We start from the raw sequence: 19,741 nt of genomic DNA, 5'->3' as shown, positions 1-19,741 counted from the left end.
GGTGCGGCGGGCCGCGCTCAGGACTGAAGACCCGCGGGTCTTACTGGCTGAGCCCGAGCCGGCCGGCGTTCATCGCGGCGATGACGCCGCCGTCGATGAGCAGGTCGCTGCCGGTGACGAAGCCGGCCTCCAGCAGGTAGGCGGCGGCGGTGGCGACCTCGTCGGTGGTACCGACCCGGCCGGCCGCGGAATTCTTGATCATCGCCTGGTAGCCAGCGGCACCGGGCAGGTCGAGCCGGTGGCCCGCGTGGCCGCCGTGCTCGCGGACGAAGACCACAGCACCGGCGATGGCGACCACGGCGAAGACGATGTTGACGTACAGGCACCAGCGCCAATCGACGTACTGGGTCAGCGCGCCGCCGAGCAGCAGGCCGATGGCGCTTCCGGCCATGGCGATGGCGCTGAAGATCCCGAACGCGGTGGCGCGTTCCCGGCCCTTGGTGAAGGTGGTGGCCACCAGCGACAGCGCCGCGGGTGCGAGCAGGGCGCCGAAGACGCCCTGCAGGGCGCGGGCCCCCAGCAGTACGCCGGTGCCGGCCGCGGCGCCGCCGAGCGCGGAGGCCAGGGCGAAGCCGACCAGGCCGGTGAGGAAGACGCGCTTGCGTCCCCACATGTCGCCCAGCAGCCCGCCCAGCAGCAGGGCGCCGAAGGCGAGGGTGTAGGCCGTGACGAACCACTGCCGGTCGGCGTCGGAGAAGCCGAGGTCGCTCTGCATGCGCGGGAACGCGATGTTGACGATGGTGCCGTCGAGCAGGACCATCAGCTGCGCGAGGGAGATGACGGCCAGCGCCTTCCAGCGCTGCGGATCGGGTGTGCTGTCGTTCATGGGGTGCTGCGGTTCCTTCGCGGGGTGTACGTGCGGTCGGTTCGGTGCACGGCGGTGAGACTGCGGCGGGTTCGCTTGACTGCCGGGCGCCTGGTCGGCCGCCCGCCTGCAGACAACGTCCAGGAAACCCGAGCCCGTCCGCATGTGGGAGTTCCTGTTGCCGGAGGTATCGCCAAAGGGAGCCTGGCAGGGTCCCCCAGCGTGATGACGCCACCGCGTACGGTGGATGACATGGTGGACAAACAGCAGGTCCGTGCCGACATCCGGGAGTTCTTGACCACCCGGCGCGCGCGGATCACCCCCGAACAGGCCGGGCTACGCGTCTACGGCGGCAGCCGCCGCGTGGCCGGGCTGCGGCGTGAGGAGGTCGCCACCCTGGCCGGGATCAGCGCCGAGTACTACACCCGCCTGAAGCGCGGCAACGTCAGCGGCGCCTCCGAGAGCGTCCTGGACGGCATCGCCCACGCCCTGCAGCTGACCCGACGATGAGCGCGCGCACCTGCTCGATCTGGTGCGCACCGCCGGCGGCAGCCGGCCCGCGCAGCGCCGGCGCCCGCCGCAGGTGCGCATTCGCCCGACGGTGCAGCGCATCCTGGACGCCATGACGCTGACCCCGGCGTTCGTGGTCGACGGGCGCCTGGACATCCTGGCCTCCAACGAACTGGGCCGCGCCCTGTACGACCCGATCTACGACGACCCCGTCAAGCCGCCCAACCACGCCCGGTTCCTCTTCCTGGACCGGCATTCCGGGGATTTCTGGCGGGACTGGGCCGAGGCCGCCGACGACGCCGTTGCGCTGCTGCGCGCCTCGGCGGGCCGCGACCCCTACGACCGGCACCTGTCGGACCTGATCGGTGAGCTCTCGATGCGCAGCGACGACTTCCGCATCCGCTGGGCCGCGCACGACGTGCGCTCTCACCTCACCGGGACCAAGCGCATCCACCACCCGCAGGTGGGTGATCTCGAGCTGCCGTTCGAGTCCGCTCCGCTTCCCGCCGATCCCGGCCAGCGCCTGGTCATCTACAGCCCCGATCCGGACTCCGCCTCCCACGCCGCGCTGCAGAGCCTGGCCAGTTGGGCTGCCCGTCCCTACACGAGGGACGGATCCGAGGAGATGACCAGGCCGGTCCGGCCGGACGCCCGCAGGGACTCTGACCAGCGCCATTAGCCCTTTCCGGCGTACCTGGTCTGCCCGCCTGGCTCGCCGGCGGCCAGGCCGCAGGCGCGCCGGAGCACCTGCAGGACTTCCGTGCCGCGGTCGAGGCCACGCGAGCCGAGGCCGAGCGGCGGATGGTCTCCTCCGTCGCCCTGTGTCACCGTCCGCTACCGAGTCATCGAAAGTGGAGAACCAGTTGATGTCAGTGACGCCGGGCGTCACCAACAGCCGGTGGCACCGCCGTACGGCGTAGCCCGTATCTGGTCTCGGCCCGGCAGCAGGCGGCGCGCATCGCGAACCAGTTGCCGTGCAGGTGGTGTTTCCTGCCGTCCTGGCGGGTGAGGGTCTGGGGTGATGTGGACGTGATCGGCGGCGTGACGGACGGCGATCCACCGGCAGGCCTCATCGTCATCATGCGGCGCTGAAGCCGGCGGAGCCGACGACGTCAACGGCCGCCATGGGGCGCCGACGAAGAGCCGCCCCGCAACCGTTGATATGGCGCAGGTCAGCGCCCGACGAGGTTCATGTGCGCCTCGCCGTACCGATCACCGGCCACCCCCACCCGGGCGGCCAGGGCGTCCAGGTCGGCCCGCTCGTCCGCCGACAGCCCGACCGTGGTCGCGCCGATGTTCTCCTGCAGACGGGACAGGCGGCGGGTTCCCGGGATCGGGACGATCCACGGCTGCTGGGCCAGCAGCCATGCCAGGGCGAGCTGTCCCGGCGTGGCCCCCTTGGCTTCGGCCAGCGCGCGAACGTGATCCACCAGGGCCTGGTTGGCGGCCAGGTTCTCGGCGTCGAAGCGCGGGATGGTGGCCCGGATGTCGCCGTCGGCGAAGGACGCCCCAGCGTCCACGGAGCCGGTCAGGAACCCCTTGCCCAGCGGGCTGAACGGCACGAACCCGACCCCCAGCTGCGCGCACACGGGCAGCACCTCGGGCTCGGGGTCGCGCGTCCACAACGAGTACTCCGACTGCACCGCGGTGACCGGGTACACGGCGTGGGCCCTGCGCAGCGTTGCCGCCCCGACCTCCGACAGGCCGAAGTGCCTGACCTTGCCTGATCGCACCAGCTCGCCCACCGCGCCGGCGACCTCCTCGATCGGCACGTCTGGGTCCACCCGGTGCTGGTAGAACAAGTCGATCACCTCCACACCCAGGCGCCGCAAGCTGGCGTCGGCGACTTTGCGGATCTGCTCGGGCCGGGAGTTCAAGCCGACGGGCCTGCCGTCGGCGATGTCCCAGCCGAACTTGGTGGCGACCTGCACCTGAGTGCGGATCGGGCCGATGGCCTCGCCGACGAGTTCCTCGTTGACGTAAGGGCCGTAGACCTCGGCGGTGTCGAAGAACGTCACCCCGGCGTCCACCGCGGACCGGATCACGCCGATCATGTCCTGGCGGGTGCCCGGGTTGGGGCCGTAGCTCTGCGACATGCCCATGCAGCCCAGCCCCACGGCCGACACCTCAAGGCCCTGTCCCAACGTCCTGGTGTGCACCGCTACCTCCGTGACACGCGATCGACCTCTGCCAGTATCGAGGGCGCCTTCGGGTGGCTGTCCGGTGGCGGCACGGGCGGGCCCCGTCTCCGACGGTGGGCGCCCGGTTGCCTCACTCACGGTCACCCCATCTACGACCGCCACCTGCCAGCCCTTCGTGACACCACGCCTTCAAGCTCGTTAGACGGCGGCTTCTCCGTCGAAACCGGTCCGCCCGTCGGCGGGTCTGCCGTTGGGGATTCACCTCGGTAGCATCACCGTCATGACGCTGGAGGATCAGCTGGCGGCGCTGGCGCGGATCGGCATCGCCCTGGCTCCCGGCAGAACCGTGCAGGAGCTGCTGCACTCGTTTCCCCGCGAATCGTATGAGGGTGAGCCCTTCACCTTGCTGCTGTTCGTCCTGGGCATCGAGGTCGAGGCCGAGCCGTGGGGGCGCCGGTTCTGTGACCGCGTGTGGAACTTCGACACCGAGTGCGTCGAGGGCCCCGGCGCCTACGTGGAGATCGCCCGGCAGCTTTGCCGGATCGCGGGCCGTCCCGACGCGCTGACCGATGTGCGCGACCACGTCGACCTCGCGACCGGCCAGGCGTGGATCGAGTACACCGCAGGCGGCCGGCGGCGGCACTGGAGCGTCGACGTCGTCGACGACTGGGCCGACCCGCAGATCGTCTCCTACCTCATGCAGGAGCTGGAGGCCGACGGCCGGTGTTTCCACGCCATGGACAACGGCCAGGCGTCGGTGCTGATGCTCCTCAGCGAGGAGGAGGCGCGCCGGCTGAACGAGCTCATCGGCGAGGAACTGATCGTTCCGGCCGTCCCAGCCTGAGCCGGCGCCGCTGCCGGTGGGCCGCGCCACCTCTCCGCGCTGCGGGCGGATTCCGCGTGGTGACTCCGTCTGATCGCGGTCAGTCTCTCCGGGCTTGCCGGGTGAGAGGATGGGCCTCATGGCTTCGCTCACGGCGGGTGCCGCGATGGCCATGCCCGTTCCCGCGGACCCCAGGATGCTGGAGATCATCGGCGACTACACCGGCTCGCGCCGGCGTATCCTCACCGAGCACTTCTCCGCGTACGAGGTCCTCAAGGGCGGTCAGGGCGAGGGGACGCTCGTGCGCTGGAAGATCGCCGTCGGCAGGTGGCGTGTTTACGACTGCCTGATGTCGGTGACCCGACCGGACGACGCCACTGTGATCGAGCGAGACACCAACTCCAGCATGATGGTTACCTGGGCCGTTCCGCAGGATGGTGGCCAGGCGCACGTCGCCGTCCAGATCGTCTGGGACAGCGCCGACGGCGTCGCCGGCATCGCTGAGCGTATTTTCGCTCCCGCTCGCATCCACCGGATCTACGCACAGCAACTGCAGAACCTGGAGGTGCTACTGAGAGGAAGCCCTTCCGGACTATGACGGCGACCGTTGTCCGATCAGGCCGACCAGCGCCGCATCGCATCCTGGAGAGGAGGTGCGTACGGTCGCTGAGCCTCTGCGGGATCACAAACGCTGACAATCGATCTCCCCGTCCGCCCCCTGGCGCACACCTACCAGCCGCTAGGGTGGAAGAAGGATAAAACCTGGCCCGCCCGATAGATCTCCCCCTGGATTCCACCGGATCACCGCCAGGGAATGAGGGGGAATCATCATGGCAACCGTCCCGTGGCCGAGCGATGAGATCGCACGGCTGGCTGAGCTGCACGCCCTGGGTGCTCTGGAGACCTTCCCTCAGCCGGACTTCTCCGCCCTCGCCGAGCTGGCCGCCCAGACCTGCCAGGCCCCGATCGCCCTGGTCAACCTGATCGGCGAGAACCGGCAGTACTTCAAGGGCCGCGTCGGCACCTCCGCAACCGGCATGAACCGCCAGATGGCATTTTGCCCCTACGTCATCTGCGTCCGGGAGGTGGTGGAGGTCCCCGACGCGGCGGCCGATGAGCGTTTCCGCGATGACCCGGTGGTAACCGGACAGCCGCACGCGCGGTTTTACGCCGGTGCTCCGGTCGTCAGCGCCACCAACCATGCGCTGGGCACGGTGTGCGTGATGGACCACAGCCCGCGCCGGCTCGTGCCGCCGCAACGCCGGGCGCTGGAGATCTTGGCTGCCAATGCCGCCGCCCTGCTCCAAGCCCAGCATCAGGCCGAGGCACTGGAGCAGTTCCAGAAAATCACCAGTCAGGAAAGCCGGCTGCTGCACCGCATCACCGGCGACCTACGCCTCCCGCTGGTCTCGCTGCGCGCCTACCTGCAGCTCATTGAGGATGGGGGCCTGGATGAGGCCATGGCGGCCAACATGCTGCAGACGATCAACCGCGTCAGCCCCTCCCTGTCTGAGCTGATCGACGAGCTGACGCTGCTGGCCCGGCTGAACAGCCAGCTCACGGCGCTCGCCCGCACCGGGCGCACATCCGCCGGCAATGGGCACGCCGCCACAAGGCCCACGCCGATCAGGTGAGTGAACCGGGCAGGGGGCCGCCAGATACCATCGGCCTCCTGCCGCGCCGGTTTGAGCACCTCGGCCGCTGCCTTCCATCAGGACGATTTCCGGCCTCGGATCAGGGCAGATGTCCGATGAGCAGAGACCGGGCGACCCGGGGAACCGCCGCGGCAACGGGCCAGGCGGCGACCGCGCCCGGGTAACCGGGGGAGAGCATGTCCAGTGTGTTGATCGTCGAGGACGATCTCGACGTTCAGGCTCTGACCGTCTTCCGGCTGGAGGCGGTCGGCCATGAGGTGCACACAGTCGACGATGGCGATCAGGCGCTGGCCGCCGCCCAGCGGATCCGCCCGGACGTGGTGGTGCCGGACTGGATGCTGCCCGGGATGAGCGGGCCGGAGATCTGCCGTGTCTTGCGCGTGGTGCCCGGCCTGGAGGACGCCGTGCGAATCCAGCACCTGCTGGAGGGCGCCGGTGAGCGCGGCTGAGCGGCCGCCGCGGCAGCGGCCCGGCCGGGAGGGCGGCGCCGAGCCGTGCCCGCAGGAGACGGCCGGCACCTGGAGCCCGGTCCCTGAGGATGAGGACGCGCGGCTGGCCGAGCTGCGGGGACTGGAGGCCGTCACCGCGCCGCTGGAGTCGAATCTGACGGCGATCGCCGAGCTGGCCACGCGGATCTGCGCTACCCCGATCGCCCTGGTCAACATGCTCAGCGAGCGTCTGCAGCATTTCAAGGGCCGGGTCGGCATACCGATGGAGGCTCTGGACCGGCACATCGGGTTCTGCTCGCACACGGTCTACGGCCGGGTGCTGATGGAGGTCCCCGACGCGCTGGCCGATGAGCGTTTCCGCGATGACCCGGTGGTGGTCGACGAGCCGCAGGTGCGCTTCTACTGCGGCGCTCCGGTGATCAGCAGCCGCGGGCATGTGCTGGGCACGGTGTGCGTGCTCGATGTCCGCCCGCGCCGGCTGACCCCCGAACAGCGCGGCGCCCTGATGGCGCTTGCAGCTTGCGTGGTCGCCCTCATCGAGCGCTACCACTACGCCCACGAGGTCGAACAGACCGCCCAGCAGCGCGCGAAAGTGGAAGAGCTCAAGCAGTCGTTCCTGCGCAACGTCAACCACGAGCTACGCACCCCGCTGACCTCGATCCGCTCCTACCTGCAGCTCATCCAAGACGATGCGGCCGAACTGGACGAGGCCACCGAGCACCGGTTCCTGGCGGTGATCGAGCGCAACTCCGACCGGCTGCTGGAGCAACTGGATGAGTTGCTGCTGATGGCCAGCCTCAGCGCCGACACCGTCGCCTTCGTCCCCGAGCCGATCGACCTGCCCGCCCTGGTGCGCTCGGTGACCGAAGCCGCCGGCGACACCGTCGCGCGCAAGCGCCACACCCTGACCCTGCACGCTCCCGAGCAGGTGAACGCCTGGGCCGATGCGGGCCGGTTGCGGCACGCGCTGGCGCACCTGCTCGACAATGCCATCAAGTTCACCCCCGACGGCGGCCGCATCACCGTGCGTGTCACCGCCATCCCGGCCCCGGCGGTGGAGATCTGCGACACCGGCATTGGCATCACCGAGCACGAGATCGAGCACGTCTTCGACGACTTCTACCGCACCCCGCAGGCCGAGCATCAAGCGATCGGCGGCATCGGCATCGGCCTGTCCATCGTCAAGAAGATCATCGCCCTGCACGGCGGCAGCCTGCGTCTGACCAGCGCCCCGCACCAGGGCACCTGCGCGCATCTCACCCTGCCGGCTCCGCCGGAGAGCGCGGCACCTGCTTCACCGTGATCCTGCCCGCCGCTCGCAAGCCCCCTCACTACCGTTTTCGCATCCGGCCATCGGACTGCCAGGTGAAACCTCGCGTGCTCCCAGGTACCGATGGAGTGCCTCCTGCCCATCCGGGATGAATCGGTGCTGCTGTACGGCTCGGTCCAGCTCAGTTCTCGTCAGCCAGTCCACCCAGCTCACCGCTTGGGGGTCGGGTACGACATCGCCGGTGATGACCGCTTCATGGACCCCAAGCCAGTACGAGCCGAACTCGCCCTGGCACAGGAACTTGACCACCTCGCGCACCGGGGCGTGAACACCCAGCTCCTCCGCAATTTCGCGGGTGGCCGCCACCTGGTAGGACTCCCCGACCTGCACGGCCCCGCCGAAGCTCACCTCGTAGTAACCGGGAAATCTGGAGAGCCCCTGGGCGCGCCGGCACACCAGGAACCTTCCCAGGTCATCACGGCAGACAGTGGTGGCAACACGGTGCAGCCAGCCACGACGGATCGCAACACCTCGGTCGACGACATCCAGCACACGGTCCTGACCGTCAACACGTTCCACTAATTCGGTCACAGGCAACACGATCTCAGGCTCCGGAACAAGCCGTATCCCGGGCAGCTCCTGGCCGAGCCACCGGTGGCCGTACGAGCGCCTCCGTCACCTTCGGACGGTGGTGCCGGACGACGGTCGCGCGACCCGCGCCGGCGCTCCGTGGCGGCTGCGCCGGGTCTGAAGGCCCGGTGTTCCCCTGAGGCCCTCTTCGGGGGCTCGGCGTTATCCGCGCTCCCCTTTCCTGCTGCGCCGTACGGTCTCTGAAATCCGCCGCCGGGCGTTGTCGATTCCGGCGCGGTCCGTACGTCATATAGGTACGTACACGAAGGGAGACACCATGAGATACGTGCTGCTGGCCGTCGGGGACGAGAGTCCCTGGGCGGAGGCCGGACCGGCCGAGCGGGAGGAAGTCTACGCCCGGTGGGGCCGCTTCGATGAGATGCTGGCGGCCGGGAACGCAGGCCGGGGAGGCAACGAGCTGGCCTCCTCCGGCACCGCCACCACGGTCCGGAAGGCCGGGGGGAAGGTGATCGTCACCGATGGCCCCTACGCCGAGGCGGTCGAACAGATCGGCGGATATATCACGATCGAGGCGGCGACCATGGAGGAGGCGGTCGCGTTCGCCGAGGCGTGCCCGTCGGATGTCGTGGAGATCCGTCCTGTTCCGGATCGGGGGTAGGGGACCGTGAAATACGCACTGCTGCTGTACGGCGACGAGAAGACCTGGACCTCCGCCACCGAGGAACAGCTCGAGGAGGCCTCCGCCGCCCACGGCCGGTTCACCGAGATGCTCACCGCGCGCGGGGCCTACCTCGGCGGCGAGGAGCTCGACTGCTCCTCCACCGCCGTCACCCTGCGCAAGGGAGCTGTCGGGACGCTGCGCACCGACGGCCCCTACGCCGAGACCGTCGAGCACCTGGGCGGTTTCTACCTCGTGGAGGCCCGGGACCTGGACGAGGCGATCGAGTTCGCCACCGCATGTCCCGAGGAGATCGTGGAGATCCGTCCCGTGGTCGAGTATCAAGGGTGAACGTGGACGTGACAGCGGTCGAGCAGGCGTACCGGGAACACTGGGCGCGCCTGCTCGCCCTGCTCACCGCCGAGCTGCGCGACCTGGACCTGGCCGAGGAGGCGCTGCAGGACGCCTTCGCCGCGGCCGTCGCCGCCTGGCCTCCGGAGCCGGGCAACCCGCCTGCCTGGCTGCTCACCACCGCACGCCGGCGCGCGCTGGACCGGCTCCGGCGCGGCGCCCTCGCGGTCAGGAAGCTGCCCCTGCTGATCGTCGACGACCCGGATCCTCCCCCGGCCATCCCCGACGAGCGGCTCCGGCTGATCTTCACGTGCTGCCACCCCGCCCTGTCGCTGGACGCCCGGGTGGCCCTCACGCTGCGCTGCGTGGGCGGCCTGACCACACGGGAGATCGCCCGGATGTTCCTGGTTCCCGAGGCGACCATGGCCGCCAGGATCACCCGGGCCAAGAAGAAGATCGCCCAGGCGGGCATCCCCTACCGCGTTCCAGCGGGCCCGGAACTGGCCGAACGTCGCAGTGGGGTGCTGGCGACGGTCTATCTGATCTTCACGGAGGGGTACGCCGCGACGGGTGGAGGCCGGCTCATCCGTGCGGACCTCGCCTCCGAGGCGATCGCGCTGGGCCGGATGCTCCGTGAGCTGCTGCCCGCCGATCCGGAGGTGGACGGGCTGCTGGCGCTGATGTTGTGCCACCACGCCCGGCGCGACGCCCGGCTCGGCCCCTCGGGCGAGCTGGTCCGCCTGCCCGATCAGGACCGCTCCCGCTGGCACCGGGAGGAGATCCTCGAGGCGCTCTCCCTGCTGGCGGCGGCCCCGTGCCGCGGGGGCCGCACCCCGGGGCGGACGGGGCCGGAGGGAGCCTCCGGCGGAGAACGTTTCCCCGGCCCCTACCTGCTGCAGGCCGCGATCGCCGCCGAGCACGCGACCGCCGTACGCGCCGAGGACACCGGCTGGCCCGCCATCGCCCGCCTCTACGGCGAGCTGGAGCAGATCACCGGATCGACGGTGGTCCGGCTCAACCGCGCCGTGGCGGTCGCCGAGGCGTCCGGGCCCGAGGCCGGGCTGGAGCTCCTTGAGGGGCTGGACCGGGAGCTGGGGCACCATCACCTGCTCCACGCCACCCGCGCGGAGTTCCTGCGCCGCCTGGGCCGGGAGCGGGAGGCCCTGGACGCCTACGGCCGGGCGCTGGAGGTCGTCGGCACCGACCCGGAGCGCGCGTTCCTGCTGTCCCGCCGGGCGGACCTGAGCCCGCCCGGCCACCGGGTCACCTGATGGCAGCCAGGTTCACCGCCGCCTGCGTGCTTCCGCGCTGGTACCGGAGCACCCCGGGCTGCGCGTGAAGGGCGGGGAAGGGCTTTCCCACGTACGTCGGCGACCGGCCCGGGGTGACGGCGAGCCCGGCGGAAAGGTCGCGTACGATCGCGTCGTGGCGCTCACCGATACGAACGTCGACCCGTTGGTCCATGAGATCTGGCGGCGGGAAACGGATGGATGCGCCCGCCAGCACCGTGATCCACACCAGCATGATCACAAGGTACGGCAGCGTTGGCCGGCTTCCGGCGGAGGCGTGGTCCAGAAGGTCCGCGGCAGGGAGGCCAGCGCCGCCGGCGTCAGCCACCACCAGCCGTGGAGGCTGCTTCAGCGACACCGGGTCGTGTCCGGCAGGATGATCACATGACAGTGGAGAACGGCAGGCGGTGGAACCACAACATCCATTACCATCCCCACATCCTGCGTGCGATTCCTGACGGCGCCCGGCGCGCTCTCGACGTCGGCTGCGGCGAGGGCATGCTCGCCCGCGAACTGCGGCGGACTGTGCCGCACGTCACCGGCATCGACCTCGACGCGCCCAGCATCGACCAAGCCCGCGAACACCCGGACGATGTCGACTACGTCCTCGGAGACTTCCTCACCCACCCTTTCGATCCCGCCTCGTTCGACGTCATCACATCCGTGGCCACCCTGCACCATGTGGACGCCGCCACCGGGTTGGCCCGCATGCGCGACCTGCTGCGCCCCCGCGGCGTCCTGGCCGTCGTCGGCCTCGCCCGCGACACCATGCCCAACGACCTGCCGCGCGTCCTGATCGGCGTCACCGCCAGTGCGTTCCACCGCGCCAGGAAAGGCCACTGGAGCCATCCGTCCCCCACGGTGTGGCCGCCGCCGGTGACATACCCGCAGATGCGAGCGTTGGCTACTGAGATCCTGCCCGGCTCCCAGTATCGCCGTCATCTCCTGTCGCGCTACAGCATCATCTGGCGCAAACCGCAGGACTGAGCCGGACCGGCCGGCCAGGTCGATGGCATGACGCACAGCCTCGCGGCCTCGGCCCTTTTCTGGTGTATCGGCCCAGCACTCCCGGAGGCATCCGTGCCGACGCTGCCGCTTGACGCTTAGCATGGGATGCCTTCGGGAGTACCGGGCCTCCGGGAAGCGCAGCGGGCGGAGCGCCGACGCCGGGCCGGATGATCGCGGGGACTTCGCCCGGCGAGCGCCGGGCTCGCCGAGGTCCGCGAACGCCTGGCCGCTGTGGTGAGGCCGGGCGGGATGCCGTGGTGGACCACGGGCTGTGGCTGCTGCACCTGATGCGCGAGCTGTGGTCGAGCGAACCGAGGTGAGACACTTCGTTCGACACTTGACACTTTGTTGGGGCTGGAGGGTCGGATGAGCCGGGCGAGGTATGTCGATCCTGTTGACGGCAGTGTGTACCCGCTTGATGTTCCTCGGTGGCGTTCTGAGGCGGGGCGGCCGTTGATGGTGACGACGCAGGCTGGGATCTCGCGTGAGGACGTGGAACGGGAAGAGCGTTCACTGTGGCGTTATCGCGCGTGCCTGCCGGTGGAGATCGCGCGCCCGATTTCGCTGGGCGAGGGCTGCACTCCCCTGGTGGAGCGGTCGTGGGGCGGCGCGCGACCGCTGTTCAAGCTGGAGTGGTTCAGTCCCACCGGCAGCTTCAAGGACCGCGGGACGAGTGTGATGCTTTCCTACCTGCGTCAGCACGGCATCACCTCGGTGCTGGAGGACAGCTCCGGCAACGGCGGCTCCTCGGTCGCCGGGTACGGCGCGGCCGGCGGGGTGGCGGTGCGGATCCTCGCCCCGGCGGACACGTCGCCTGCGAAGATCGCGCAGGTCGCCGCCTACGGCGCGCAGGTCCAGTTGGTGGCCGGTCCCCGGCAGGAGTCGCAGGCTGAGGCGATCCGCCAGTCCGATCAGATCTTCTACGCCGGCCACAACTGGCAGGCGTTGTTCCTGGAGGGGGTCAAGACGCTGGCTTATGAGTTGTGGGAGGACCTGGGCTACCGGGCGCCGGACAACGTCGTCGTGCCGGTCGGAGCGGGCAGCAGCCTGCTGGGATGCCACCTGGGCTTCAGGGAACTGCTCGCCGCGGGCCAGATCACGCGCCTGCCCCGGCTGTTTGCGGCACAGCCTCTCAACTGCTCCCCGGTGGACGCCAGTTTCTCCGCCGGGGCGGACGGGCCGGTCGACCGCGCAGTGCGGCCGACGATCGCCGAGGGAACCGCGATCGCCCGCCCCCTGCGGCTGCCACAGATGCTCACGGCACTACGTGACAGCGGCGGCGGGAGCGTCGCCATCCCCGAGCACGACATCGTCACCGCCCTGAGCGAGTTGTGCGGACAAGGGCTGTTCGTGGAGCCCACCAGCGCGACCGCCGCCGCCGCCATCACCCGCCTGATCGACCAGGGACAGATCACGCCGCAGGAGACGACGGTGGTCGTGCTCAGTGGATCGGGTCTCAAAGCCGCCGCCGCGGTGCGCGACCTACTCAAGTAGACGCGCAGCATATCGATCACGGTCTGGCGGAGTTCCCGGGCGGGGCGTCGTCGGCCAAGCCGGCGAGGGCGTGCACGCCTGCGAGGCGAACGGCGGGTGGGTCGCGGCCGAGTTTGTCGCTGGCGGTGGAGAGGCGTTCGGCGGCCTCGGCGTAGGCGCTGTCAGATGGCCAGGCTGCGGTCGGCGATGCTCCAGAACGCCCGCATCCAGCACTCCCCGGGGCAGGAGAAGTCCGCAGCAAATGGGGCCGGTGGCTCCTGGCGGTTCACCGTGCAGGGCCTTGCGGTAGGGCTCCGGGAACTCCAGCCAGTCCGCGGAAGCAGTGGGTCCCCTCTCTACGCCTGTCGACCGCATCGGCTGGTCTTCGTGGGCCGTCCCGGAAGCGTCTCCGGGACGGCGTGCCTGATTGATTCCGGTGCCGGTCACGTCAGGATCGGCTGCCGATGGGTCGGTCGGCAGGCCCACGGTGAAGACGGTCTGACAGCCGGGGCTTCGACCGCCGACCGCGCCTGCACACGCCTACCGGGATGAACGCGTGCCGGTCCGTTCAAGCCGGCACGCGCGTCAGAGCAGCGTGAGCGCCTTGGCCACGCCCGGGTCGCGTCCGGTGGCCAGGTCGAGTGCGGTCATGGGGGCGTAGTGGTCGACCGGCACGCCGATCGTGTCGATGATCTCGCGGGCGGGCCCGAGGTGCCGGACCTTGGGCAGGAGCAGGACGCTGCCGTCGTCGAGGAGGTATCCCTCGCCGGGGCCGGAGACGGCCCCGGCGGTGCGGGTCCCGACGAGGGTGCCCAGGCCGTTGTCCTTGACCGCCGCGCTGAAGTCGTCGCAGGCCGAGGCGCACCCGCGGTCGACCAGGACGATCAGGCGCGAGCCGAGCAGCGGGACGCTGTCGTCGGTCCGATTGGGCACGCACTCGCCCTTGAGCGGGCAGAAGTAGCTGGTGATCTTGCCGTGCGCGAACGCTCCGAGCAGCCGCGTCACCTCGCGTGGCGACCCGCCGCCGTTGCCGCGCAGGTCGAGGACCACCGTCTTCGGTTTGTCCCGCAGTCTGGCGATGACCTGGTCGGCGGCGCCTTCGTAGAATCCGGGCAGCCGGACGTAGACGGCGCCGCCGGGAAGCGTCTTCGACGTCACCGCCGGGGGTTGCCGCGTGATGGGACCCTGCCGGATCTCGACGGTGCGGGTCCGTCCCGTTGTGGGGCGCTTGAGCGTGAGCCGTACCGGGTCGGAGGCGAAGGCGTCGAGGATGCCGTGGTTCACGGTGTCCCCGATGAACGCCGGCACGCCGTTCACCTTGACCACGATGTCGCCGGGCCTGACGTCGGCCTTGGCGGCGGGGCTGCCGGGCAGGACCCGGGTGATGAACAGCGGCGGCCGGGCCGCAGGGTCGAGCTGCGGGCCCTGCTGGGCCGACGCGCCCACGATGCCCGTCCCGATCGGCCCGCCCTCCGGCGGCGGGGTCGGCCTGACCCAGCGGGCGTGGTTGTCGTGCAGCCCGGCGACCATGCCGGTGATCGCGGCGCGCAGCGCGGCGGGGTCACCGGAGCCGAGGACCTTCGCGAAGGCGGCCCAGTCGGTATCGCGGTTCCCGGTCAGAGCGGGCAGTTGGAGGTCGGCCCGGTCGGCACCGCGCCGTATCAGATCCTGGGTGTAGGCGGCCAGGGCGCTCTTCAGCAGCGCCCTGGAATCCATGACCGGGCCGCTGTAGTAGTTGTCCAGCACGCAGAAGTACGCCTGCCGGAGCGTGTTCACCGATGTCGGCGGCGCCGATCGCGGCGGTGGCGCCGTGATGGCGGCACAATCGGCGCCCGGGGTGGAGACCGGCGGGGGCGTCGGGGCGGACGCGGACACGGCGCAGGCCGTCACCAGGACGGCGGCGCACATGGTTCTGATCATGGCCGCCAGCGTGGCCGGAGGCGGGTTGCACGGCCGTGAACGCAACGGTTAACGCCGCTGTTACCGCCGTTCGTATATGAACATCGGCATGCGGGTACTGGTGGTCGAAGACGAACGCGACCTGGCCGATCTCGTGGCGGTGGGGCTGCGCCGCCACGCCATGGCCGTCGACGTGGTGTACGACGGGGCCGCCGCGGTGGAGCGGCTGGCGGTGCACGACTACGACGTTCTCGTGCTGGATCGGGACCTGCCCGAGATGCACGGCGACCTCGTCTGCCGTGAGCTGGCGGCGCGCGGGAGCCGTACACGGATCCTGATGATGACGGCGGCGGCGTCGGTGCCGGAGCGGGTGGCGGGCCTCGGGATGGGGGCCGACGACTACCTGCCCAAGCCGTTCGACTACGCCGAGCTGGTCGCACGGGTGCGGGCCCTGGGACGGCGCAGCCGGCCGCAGGCGCCGCCGGTGCTGACGCGGCACGGAATCGTGGTCGACACCCACCGGCTGCAGGCCTCGCGGGACGGCCGGCACCTGCACCTGTCGCTCAAGGAATTCGCCGTCCTCGAGGTGCTGATGAGAGCGGACGGCGCGGTCGTGAGCTCCGAACGGCTGCTGGAGGAGGCATGGGACGAGCACACCGACCCGTTCACCACGGTGGTGCGAGTCGTCGTCAGCCGCCTACGGGCCAAGCTGGGCGACCCGCCGTGCATCCAGACGATTCCCGGTGCGGGATACCTTCTGTGACGACGATCCGTGTACGGCTCACGCTGATCTACTCCGGGCTGTTCCTGCTGACCTCGGTCGTCCTGCTGGTCACGGTCAACCTCCTGCTGCGCCAGGCGCTGGACGCGCGGCTCGCGCGGCTCCCGCGGCTCGAGGAACCGCCGGCGCCGACGCAGGCCGGCCGGCTGCCGCCACAGCCGCCACGGCCGCGGCTGCCCGAGCTGGTGGACGACGTGATCGGCTACCAGTGGGAGGTGACCGCGCTGACGGTCGGAATCCTGACGCTGGTCTCGTTGCTCGTCGGATGGCTGGTCGCCGGACGGATCCTGCGGCCCATCCACCGGATCACCGCCACCGCGCAGCGGCTGTCCCTGTCGACCCTGCACGAACGGATCGCGCTCACCGGCCCGAAGGACGAGCTGAAGGAACTGGCCGACACCTTCGACGCGATGCTCGACCGGCTCGAACGCTCCGTCGCGGGGCAACGGCGGTTCATCGCGAACGCGTCCCACGAGCTGCGGACCCCGCTGGCCGTCCAGCGGGCGGCGATCGAGATCGGCCTCCCCGAGGACGTCGGCGAGATCCGCGACACGCTCCTGCTCCACAACCACCGTGCGGAGAACCTCATCGACGCCCTGCTGGTCCTGGCCCAGGCCGAACACGGCCTGGACGACACGAGTCCGGTGGCTCTGGACCAGGTGGTGCGGCTCGTCCTGGCGGAAGGAGGTTCGGACGGCGTCACCGTGACGGCGCAGGCCGAGCCGTTCGTCGTCGACGGGGACCCTGTCCTGCTGAACCGGCTCGTCACCAACCTCCTCGACAACGCGGTCCGCTACAACCATCCCGGCGGAACCGTTGAGGTAACGCTCTCCCGTGGCGTCCTGACGGTCCGCAACACCGGCCCGCATGTGCCCCAGGAACGTTTCGGCGAGCTCTTCGAGCCCTTCCGGCGACTGCACACGACCCGTGGGCAGGGCGCCGGGCTCGGGTTGTCGATCGTCGCGTCGATCGCGAAGGCGCACGGGGCCAACGTGCGGGCGAGCCCCAACCCGGGGGGCGGGCTGGAGCTCGTCGTGGTTTTCACGGGATGTGGGGGTGCGGGGATGTGAGGATGCGATGCCTGCCACGGACGAACCCCGGCGGAGGCGTCGGCTGATATATGACGCGCCAGGCTGACGTCCGGGGCGAGGCAGGGGCGGCCCGAGGGAACCCGAAAGGCTGGATGAGTCCGCCGCCCGCGCCGCCGTCGACGAGGCCATCGCCGCGGAATGGACCCGGGACGGCCCGTCCCCGACGGGTGTAGCGTCTAACACACGAAGTTGATCAGAGGGGTGCCTGCCCATTGGAACTGCAAGACGCACGGTTGGACATGTCTCGAAGTGAGCGTGTCAGCAGATACAGCGATGTCGCGAGCGCGTTGGCGTTGCACAGCGACCGGCAGCTCGGTGAGTCGCTGGAGCAGGCGCAGAATCTGGGCTCGGGGATCGGCGGGACCTCGGCGCTGATAGCCGTCGATGGCGTGCCGGTCTTCGCCAAGCGGATCCCGCTGACCGATCTGGAGCGCCGCGCGGGCAACGTGATGTCCACCGCGAACCTGTTCGGGGTGCCTCCGTTCTGCCAGTACGGACTCGTCGAGGTCGCCGGGCCGGGCTTCGGTGCATGGCGTGAACTCGCGGCCAACGTCATGACGACCAACTGGGTCCTGGCCGGGCGCAGTGCGGCCTTTCCGCTGCTGTATCACTGGCGGGTGCTGCCGGGAGCGCCGCCACCCACCGATGAGCACGCCGACATCGAGGCGGTCGTGCAGTACTGGGATGGATCACCAGCGGTACGGGATCGTCTCCACGCCCTCGCCCGTGCCTCGGCCAGCATCGTGCTTTTTCAGGAGTTCATCCCCTACAACCTCGACGACTGGCTCTCCGCTCAGCTCACCGTCGGCCAGGACGCTGCGATAGCGGCAAGCGCCATGGTCGAGTCGTGCCTGCTCACCGACGTGGCCTTCATGAACGGCCAGGAGCTGATGCACTTCGACGGCCACTTCGGCAACATCCTCACCGATGGTGAACGCCTGTACATCGCCGACCTCGGACTGGCGACCTCCCCTCGGTTCGACCTGTCCAAGCAGGAGATCGAATTCCTGGAGCGCAACCGGACCCACGACCACGGTTACGCGCTGATGCGGCTGGTCAACTGGCTCGTCACCAATGTCTGCGGGGTGAAGGCGCCGCAGAACGGCGGACCGGTGCAACGCAACGAATACATCCGCGCGTGCGCGAACGGCGCGGACCCCGCCGGCGCCCCGCCGGCTGTCGCCGCGGTGATCCGCCGGTACGCACCCGTCGCGGCGGCCATGAACGACTTCTACTGGGACGTGTACGGCACCAGCAGGACAACGCCGTATCCGGACGAGAAGATCGAACGCGCCGTGAGCGCAATGCGCTGATCCCCGCCAGACCCGGCAGTACGGACACCGAGCCGACGTGCTGCACATCAAGACCCGGCATCCTCACCGCCCTTCTGGCGGTCGTCGCAGCACCCCGGGTCGGGGAGCGCGATGGACTTCCAGATTCGACGAGACCGGACGCGAATGGCTCCGCGGCCGGCCCGAAGGACGTCGGGAGGAGCCGCGCCCGCACCCTCACTCCGCAGCCTCCTTCACGATCAGCGCGAACCGCTCCCCTGCGGCCATACGCTCCACCAGGTCTGTCACTGCGGCCCGCCCGCCGTTCGCGGCGAGCCACCGGTGCACCCGGCACGCCGACCTGGCGTAGACCTGCTCGTCCGCACCGGCCGTGCGCAGCCACTCCGCCGAGGTCGAGGGGGGAGTTCCCTCCGGGCCGACCCGGCACCGGTCCGGAGCCGTCCTCGGCAGGAGATAACGCGGGTCGTCGGAGACCACGACGGCCAGTCCTTCGTTGAACCACTGCGGAACCCGATCCCCCGCGGATCCGAGCCGCTCGCGGAGCTCGACGTGCGACAACTCGTGAGAGACGATCACCGGATCGATGCCGCGCGGCGAGAGCATCACCGCCCGGTTGAGAATGGCGACACCCCGCTCCCGGCCTCCGCCGATCCGGCGGTAACAGCGCTCCGTCACGCAGACGAGAACACGCGGCGAGCTCGTACGCCCACCATAGAAATCACGGACGCGCCGCTCCCCCGCCGCCACGGCCTCGGTCACCCGGCGGCGCTGATCGGCCGACAGACCCGGTTCGACGTAGACTCCCGGCCCCAGTCCCTCCAGCCCGTAACAGCCCGGACAGGCCGTGGCGGCGACAGACGGGAAGGCCAGCACCACTCCGGCGACCACGGCGGTCAGCAGCACGCCGGACCCGGCGAGCAGCCACCTCCATCTCCGCCGCACGACGCCGCCTGCGGCCCGGAGCCCCGGCCATCGTGGAAGCAGGTTCATGGGATTCACCTCAGAGACGTGGTCGCGGTGCCGACCGCCGTCCGGGCAGCGCGGCATCGGCAGCGGTATCCCCCGCACCTTTCCCGCAGGTCGCCGACCTCACAATCATGCCGGGGAATCCCGCCCCACGGCCGAGAAGTGATCATGCGCGTGATCGGACGCATGAGGATGCTGGCGCCTGCCCAATCTCGCGCACCAGGTTCTGTCGGCCTTCGGTGATATTCCTGGCTTCCATTGCGACATCGGAGACTTGTGAGGCGATGAAATGGCAACGGTCACCTTTCGGGACGAGACGGCAACCGGGAAACCACTGGCCGAGTTCGCCCTGCCGGATCTGCCGGAGAGCGTCTCGGCCCGGGAACTGGTACGGCTGCGCGTCCGGGAGGAGGTCGCCCGGTACAACGCCGCCCCCTCTCACCACTTCCGCGGCTTGGTCAAGCCCACCGACGCCGAGGCCGAGCTGAACGGCTACCGGATGCGAACCGCGCGCAGGCTCGACTGGGAGAAGCAGGCCGACGCGGCCGAGGCCGCGTTCGCCCGCAACGGCTTCCTGCTGCTCGTCGGCGACCGCCAGATCGAGGACCTGGACACCAGGATCGACCTGATCACCGACCCGGTGGTGTCGTTCATCAAACTCGTCCCCCTGGTCGGAGGCTGAGGCTGGC

The 19,741-nt window shown here is 70.1% G+C and carries 22 protein-coding genes; 16 read left to right on the top strand and 6 right to left on the bottom strand.

Translation table 11 applies throughout. From position 1 onward, the window contains the following. Positions 1-40: 40 nt before the first annotated feature. Entirely contained in the window at positions 41-826 is a 786-nt protein-coding gene (locus HS041_RS27290) for an MFS transporter (RefSeq protein ID WP_196443716.1), read from the bottom strand. Between the two features lie 231 nt (positions 827-1,057). Between HS041_RS27290 and HS041_RS40185 the strand changes: the two genes are divergently transcribed. Next, positions 1,058-1,315: a helix-turn-helix domain-containing protein gene (locus tag HS041_RS40185; RefSeq protein WP_307845491.1), complete on the top strand. Its 258-nt coding sequence runs from the start codon at positions 1,058-1,060 to the stop codon at positions 1,313-1,315. Positions 1,316-1,427: 112 nt separating this feature from the next. After that, the gene (locus tag HS041_RS40180; protein ID WP_307845490.1) at positions 1,428-1,994 is read left to right on the top strand and encodes an MmyB family transcriptional regulator; all 567 of its coding nucleotides are present in this window, start codon (positions 1,428-1,430) and stop codon (positions 1,992-1,994) included. Between the two features lie 493 nt (positions 1,995-2,487). Here the strand turns inward: HS041_RS40180 and HS041_RS27280 are convergent, their stop codons facing one another. Further along, positions 2,488-3,474, bottom strand: a complete 987-nt coding sequence (locus HS041_RS27280) for an aldo/keto reductase (protein WP_196443715.1) — start codon at positions 3,472-3,474, stop codon at positions 2,488-2,490. 262 nt (positions 3,475-3,736) lie between these two features. Here HS041_RS27280 and HS041_RS27275 point away from each other — a divergent pair, with 262 nt between their 5' ends. The 5 genes from HS041_RS27275 to HS041_RS27255 all read left to right on the top strand — a co-directional run bounded on the left by HS041_RS27275 (position 3,737) and on the right by HS041_RS27255 (position 7,686). Continuing rightward, on the top strand, positions 3,737-4,300 hold the full coding sequence (locus HS041_RS27275; protein ID WP_196443714.1) for a hypothetical protein: 564 nt from the start codon (positions 3,737-3,739) through the stop codon (positions 4,298-4,300). Between the two features lie 118 nt (positions 4,301-4,418). Then, positions 4,419-4,877 (top strand): SRPBCC family protein, encoded by a 459-nt coding sequence (locus HS041_RS27270; RefSeq protein WP_196443713.1) that lies wholly within the window; start codon positions 4,419-4,421, stop codon positions 4,875-4,877. Between the two features lie 232 nt (positions 4,878-5,109). Beyond that, positions 5,110-5,913 carry a sensor histidine kinase gene (locus tag HS041_RS27265; RefSeq protein WP_196443712.1) on the top strand — a complete coding sequence of 268 codons (804 nt, stop codon included), beginning with the start codon at positions 5,110-5,112 and terminating at the stop codon, positions 5,911-5,913. A gap of 197 nt (positions 5,914-6,110) precedes the next feature. Next, positions 6,111-6,383: a response regulator gene (locus HS041_RS27260; RefSeq protein WP_196443711.1), complete on the top strand. Its 273-nt coding sequence runs from the start codon at positions 6,111-6,113 to the stop codon at positions 6,381-6,383. Continuing rightward, the gene (locus HS041_RS27255) at positions 6,370-7,686 is read left to right on the top strand and encodes a GAF domain-containing sensor histidine kinase (protein ID WP_196443710.1); all 1,317 of its coding nucleotides are present in this window, start codon (positions 6,370-6,372) and stop codon (positions 7,684-7,686) included. Before HS041_RS27260 ends, HS041_RS27255 begins: the two co-directional genes overlap by 14 nt. Here HS041_RS27255 and HS041_RS27250 read toward each other — a convergent pair. Further along, positions 7,678-8,244 (bottom strand): NUDIX hydrolase, encoded by a 567-nt coding sequence (locus HS041_RS27250; RefSeq protein WP_196443709.1) that lies wholly within the window; start codon positions 8,242-8,244, stop codon positions 7,678-7,680. The genes HS041_RS27255 and HS041_RS27250 overlap by 9 nt on opposite strands. Positions 8,245-8,560: 316 nt before the next feature. Here HS041_RS27250 and HS041_RS27245 point away from each other — a divergent pair, with 316 nt between their 5' ends. From HS041_RS27245 to HS041_RS27235, 3 genes are read left to right on the top strand one after another with little or no spacing between them, the layout of a single operon-like run. Further along, a complete protein-coding gene (locus HS041_RS27245) occupies positions 8,561-8,902 on the top strand; it encodes a YciI family protein (protein ID WP_196443708.1) in 342 nt (113 codons plus the stop codon). A 6-nt stretch (positions 8,903-8,908) separates the two neighbouring features. Further along, positions 8,909-9,253, top strand: a complete 345-nt coding sequence (locus tag HS041_RS27240; protein WP_196443707.1) for a YciI family protein — start codon at positions 8,909-8,911, stop codon at positions 9,251-9,253. A 2-nt stretch (positions 9,254-9,255) separates the two neighbouring features. Continuing rightward, the gene (locus HS041_RS27235) at positions 9,256-10,524 is read left to right on the top strand and encodes an RNA polymerase sigma factor (protein ID WP_307845489.1); all 1,269 of its coding nucleotides are present in this window, start codon (positions 9,256-9,258) and stop codon (positions 10,522-10,524) included. Here HS041_RS27235 and HS041_RS27230 read toward each other — a convergent pair. Continuing rightward, positions 10,517-10,777 (bottom strand): hypothetical protein, encoded by a 261-nt coding sequence (locus HS041_RS27230; protein ID WP_196443705.1) that lies wholly within the window; start codon positions 10,775-10,777, stop codon positions 10,517-10,519. The genes HS041_RS27235 and HS041_RS27230 overlap by 8 nt on opposite strands. Before the next feature lie 149 nt (positions 10,778-10,926). Between HS041_RS27230 and HS041_RS27225 the strand changes: the two genes are divergently transcribed. Beyond that, entirely contained in the window at positions 10,927-11,529 is a 603-nt protein-coding gene (locus tag HS041_RS27225; protein ID WP_196443704.1) for a class I SAM-dependent methyltransferase, read from the top strand. Between the two features lie 513 nt (positions 11,530-12,042). Continuing rightward, entirely contained in the window at positions 12,043-13,044 is a 1,002-nt protein-coding gene (locus tag HS041_RS27220; RefSeq protein ID WP_196443703.1) for a threonine synthase, read from the top strand. Positions 13,045-13,608: 564 nt separating this feature from the next. Here HS041_RS27220 and HS041_RS27215 read toward each other — a convergent pair. Then, the gene (locus tag HS041_RS27215) at positions 13,609-14,943 is read right to left on the bottom strand and encodes a S41 family peptidase (RefSeq protein ID WP_196443702.1); all 1,335 of its coding nucleotides are present in this window, start codon (positions 14,941-14,943) and stop codon (positions 13,609-13,611) included. 88 nt (positions 14,944-15,031) lie between these two features. Here HS041_RS27215 and HS041_RS27210 point away from each other — a divergent pair, with 88 nt between their 5' ends. From HS041_RS27210 to HS041_RS27200, 3 genes are all read left to right on the top strand, one after another. After that, positions 15,032-15,685: a response regulator transcription factor gene (locus HS041_RS27210; RefSeq protein WP_196443701.1), complete on the top strand. Its 654-nt coding sequence runs from the start codon at positions 15,032-15,034 to the stop codon at positions 15,683-15,685. Next, on the top strand, positions 15,682-16,773 hold the full coding sequence (locus HS041_RS27205; RefSeq protein ID WP_196443700.1) for a HAMP domain-containing sensor histidine kinase: 1,092 nt from the start codon (positions 15,682-15,684) through the stop codon (positions 16,771-16,773). Before HS041_RS27210 ends, HS041_RS27205 begins: the two co-directional genes overlap by 4 nt. 233 nt (positions 16,774-17,006) lie before the next feature. After that, a complete protein-coding gene (locus HS041_RS27200; RefSeq protein WP_230879816.1) occupies positions 17,007-18,107 on the top strand; it encodes a serine/threonine protein phosphatase in 1,101 nt (366 codons plus the stop codon). A gap of 195 nt (positions 18,108-18,302) precedes the next feature. On the opposite strand, the gene HS041_RS27195 is transcribed toward HS041_RS27200, so the two are convergent. After that, entirely contained in the window at positions 18,303-19,076 is a 774-nt protein-coding gene (locus HS041_RS27195; protein ID WP_196443699.1) for a hypothetical protein, read from the bottom strand. Positions 19,077-19,341: 265 nt separating this feature from the next. On the opposite strand from HS041_RS27195, the gene HS041_RS27190 reads away from it, so the two are divergent. Continuing rightward, positions 19,342-19,734 (top strand): hypothetical protein, encoded by a 393-nt coding sequence (locus HS041_RS27190; RefSeq protein ID WP_196443698.1) that lies wholly within the window; start codon positions 19,342-19,344, stop codon positions 19,732-19,734. Positions 19,735-19,741 lie beyond the last annotated feature (7 nt).

Source organism: Planomonospora sp. ID67723, assembly GCF_015711605.1.
Taxonomy (GTDB): Bacteria; Actinomycetota; Actinomycetes; order Streptosporangiales; family Streptosporangiaceae; genus Planomonospora_A.
The sequence above is the reverse complement of the archived record's forward strand: the minus strand, read 5'-3'. Positions and strand labels throughout refer to the sequence as shown.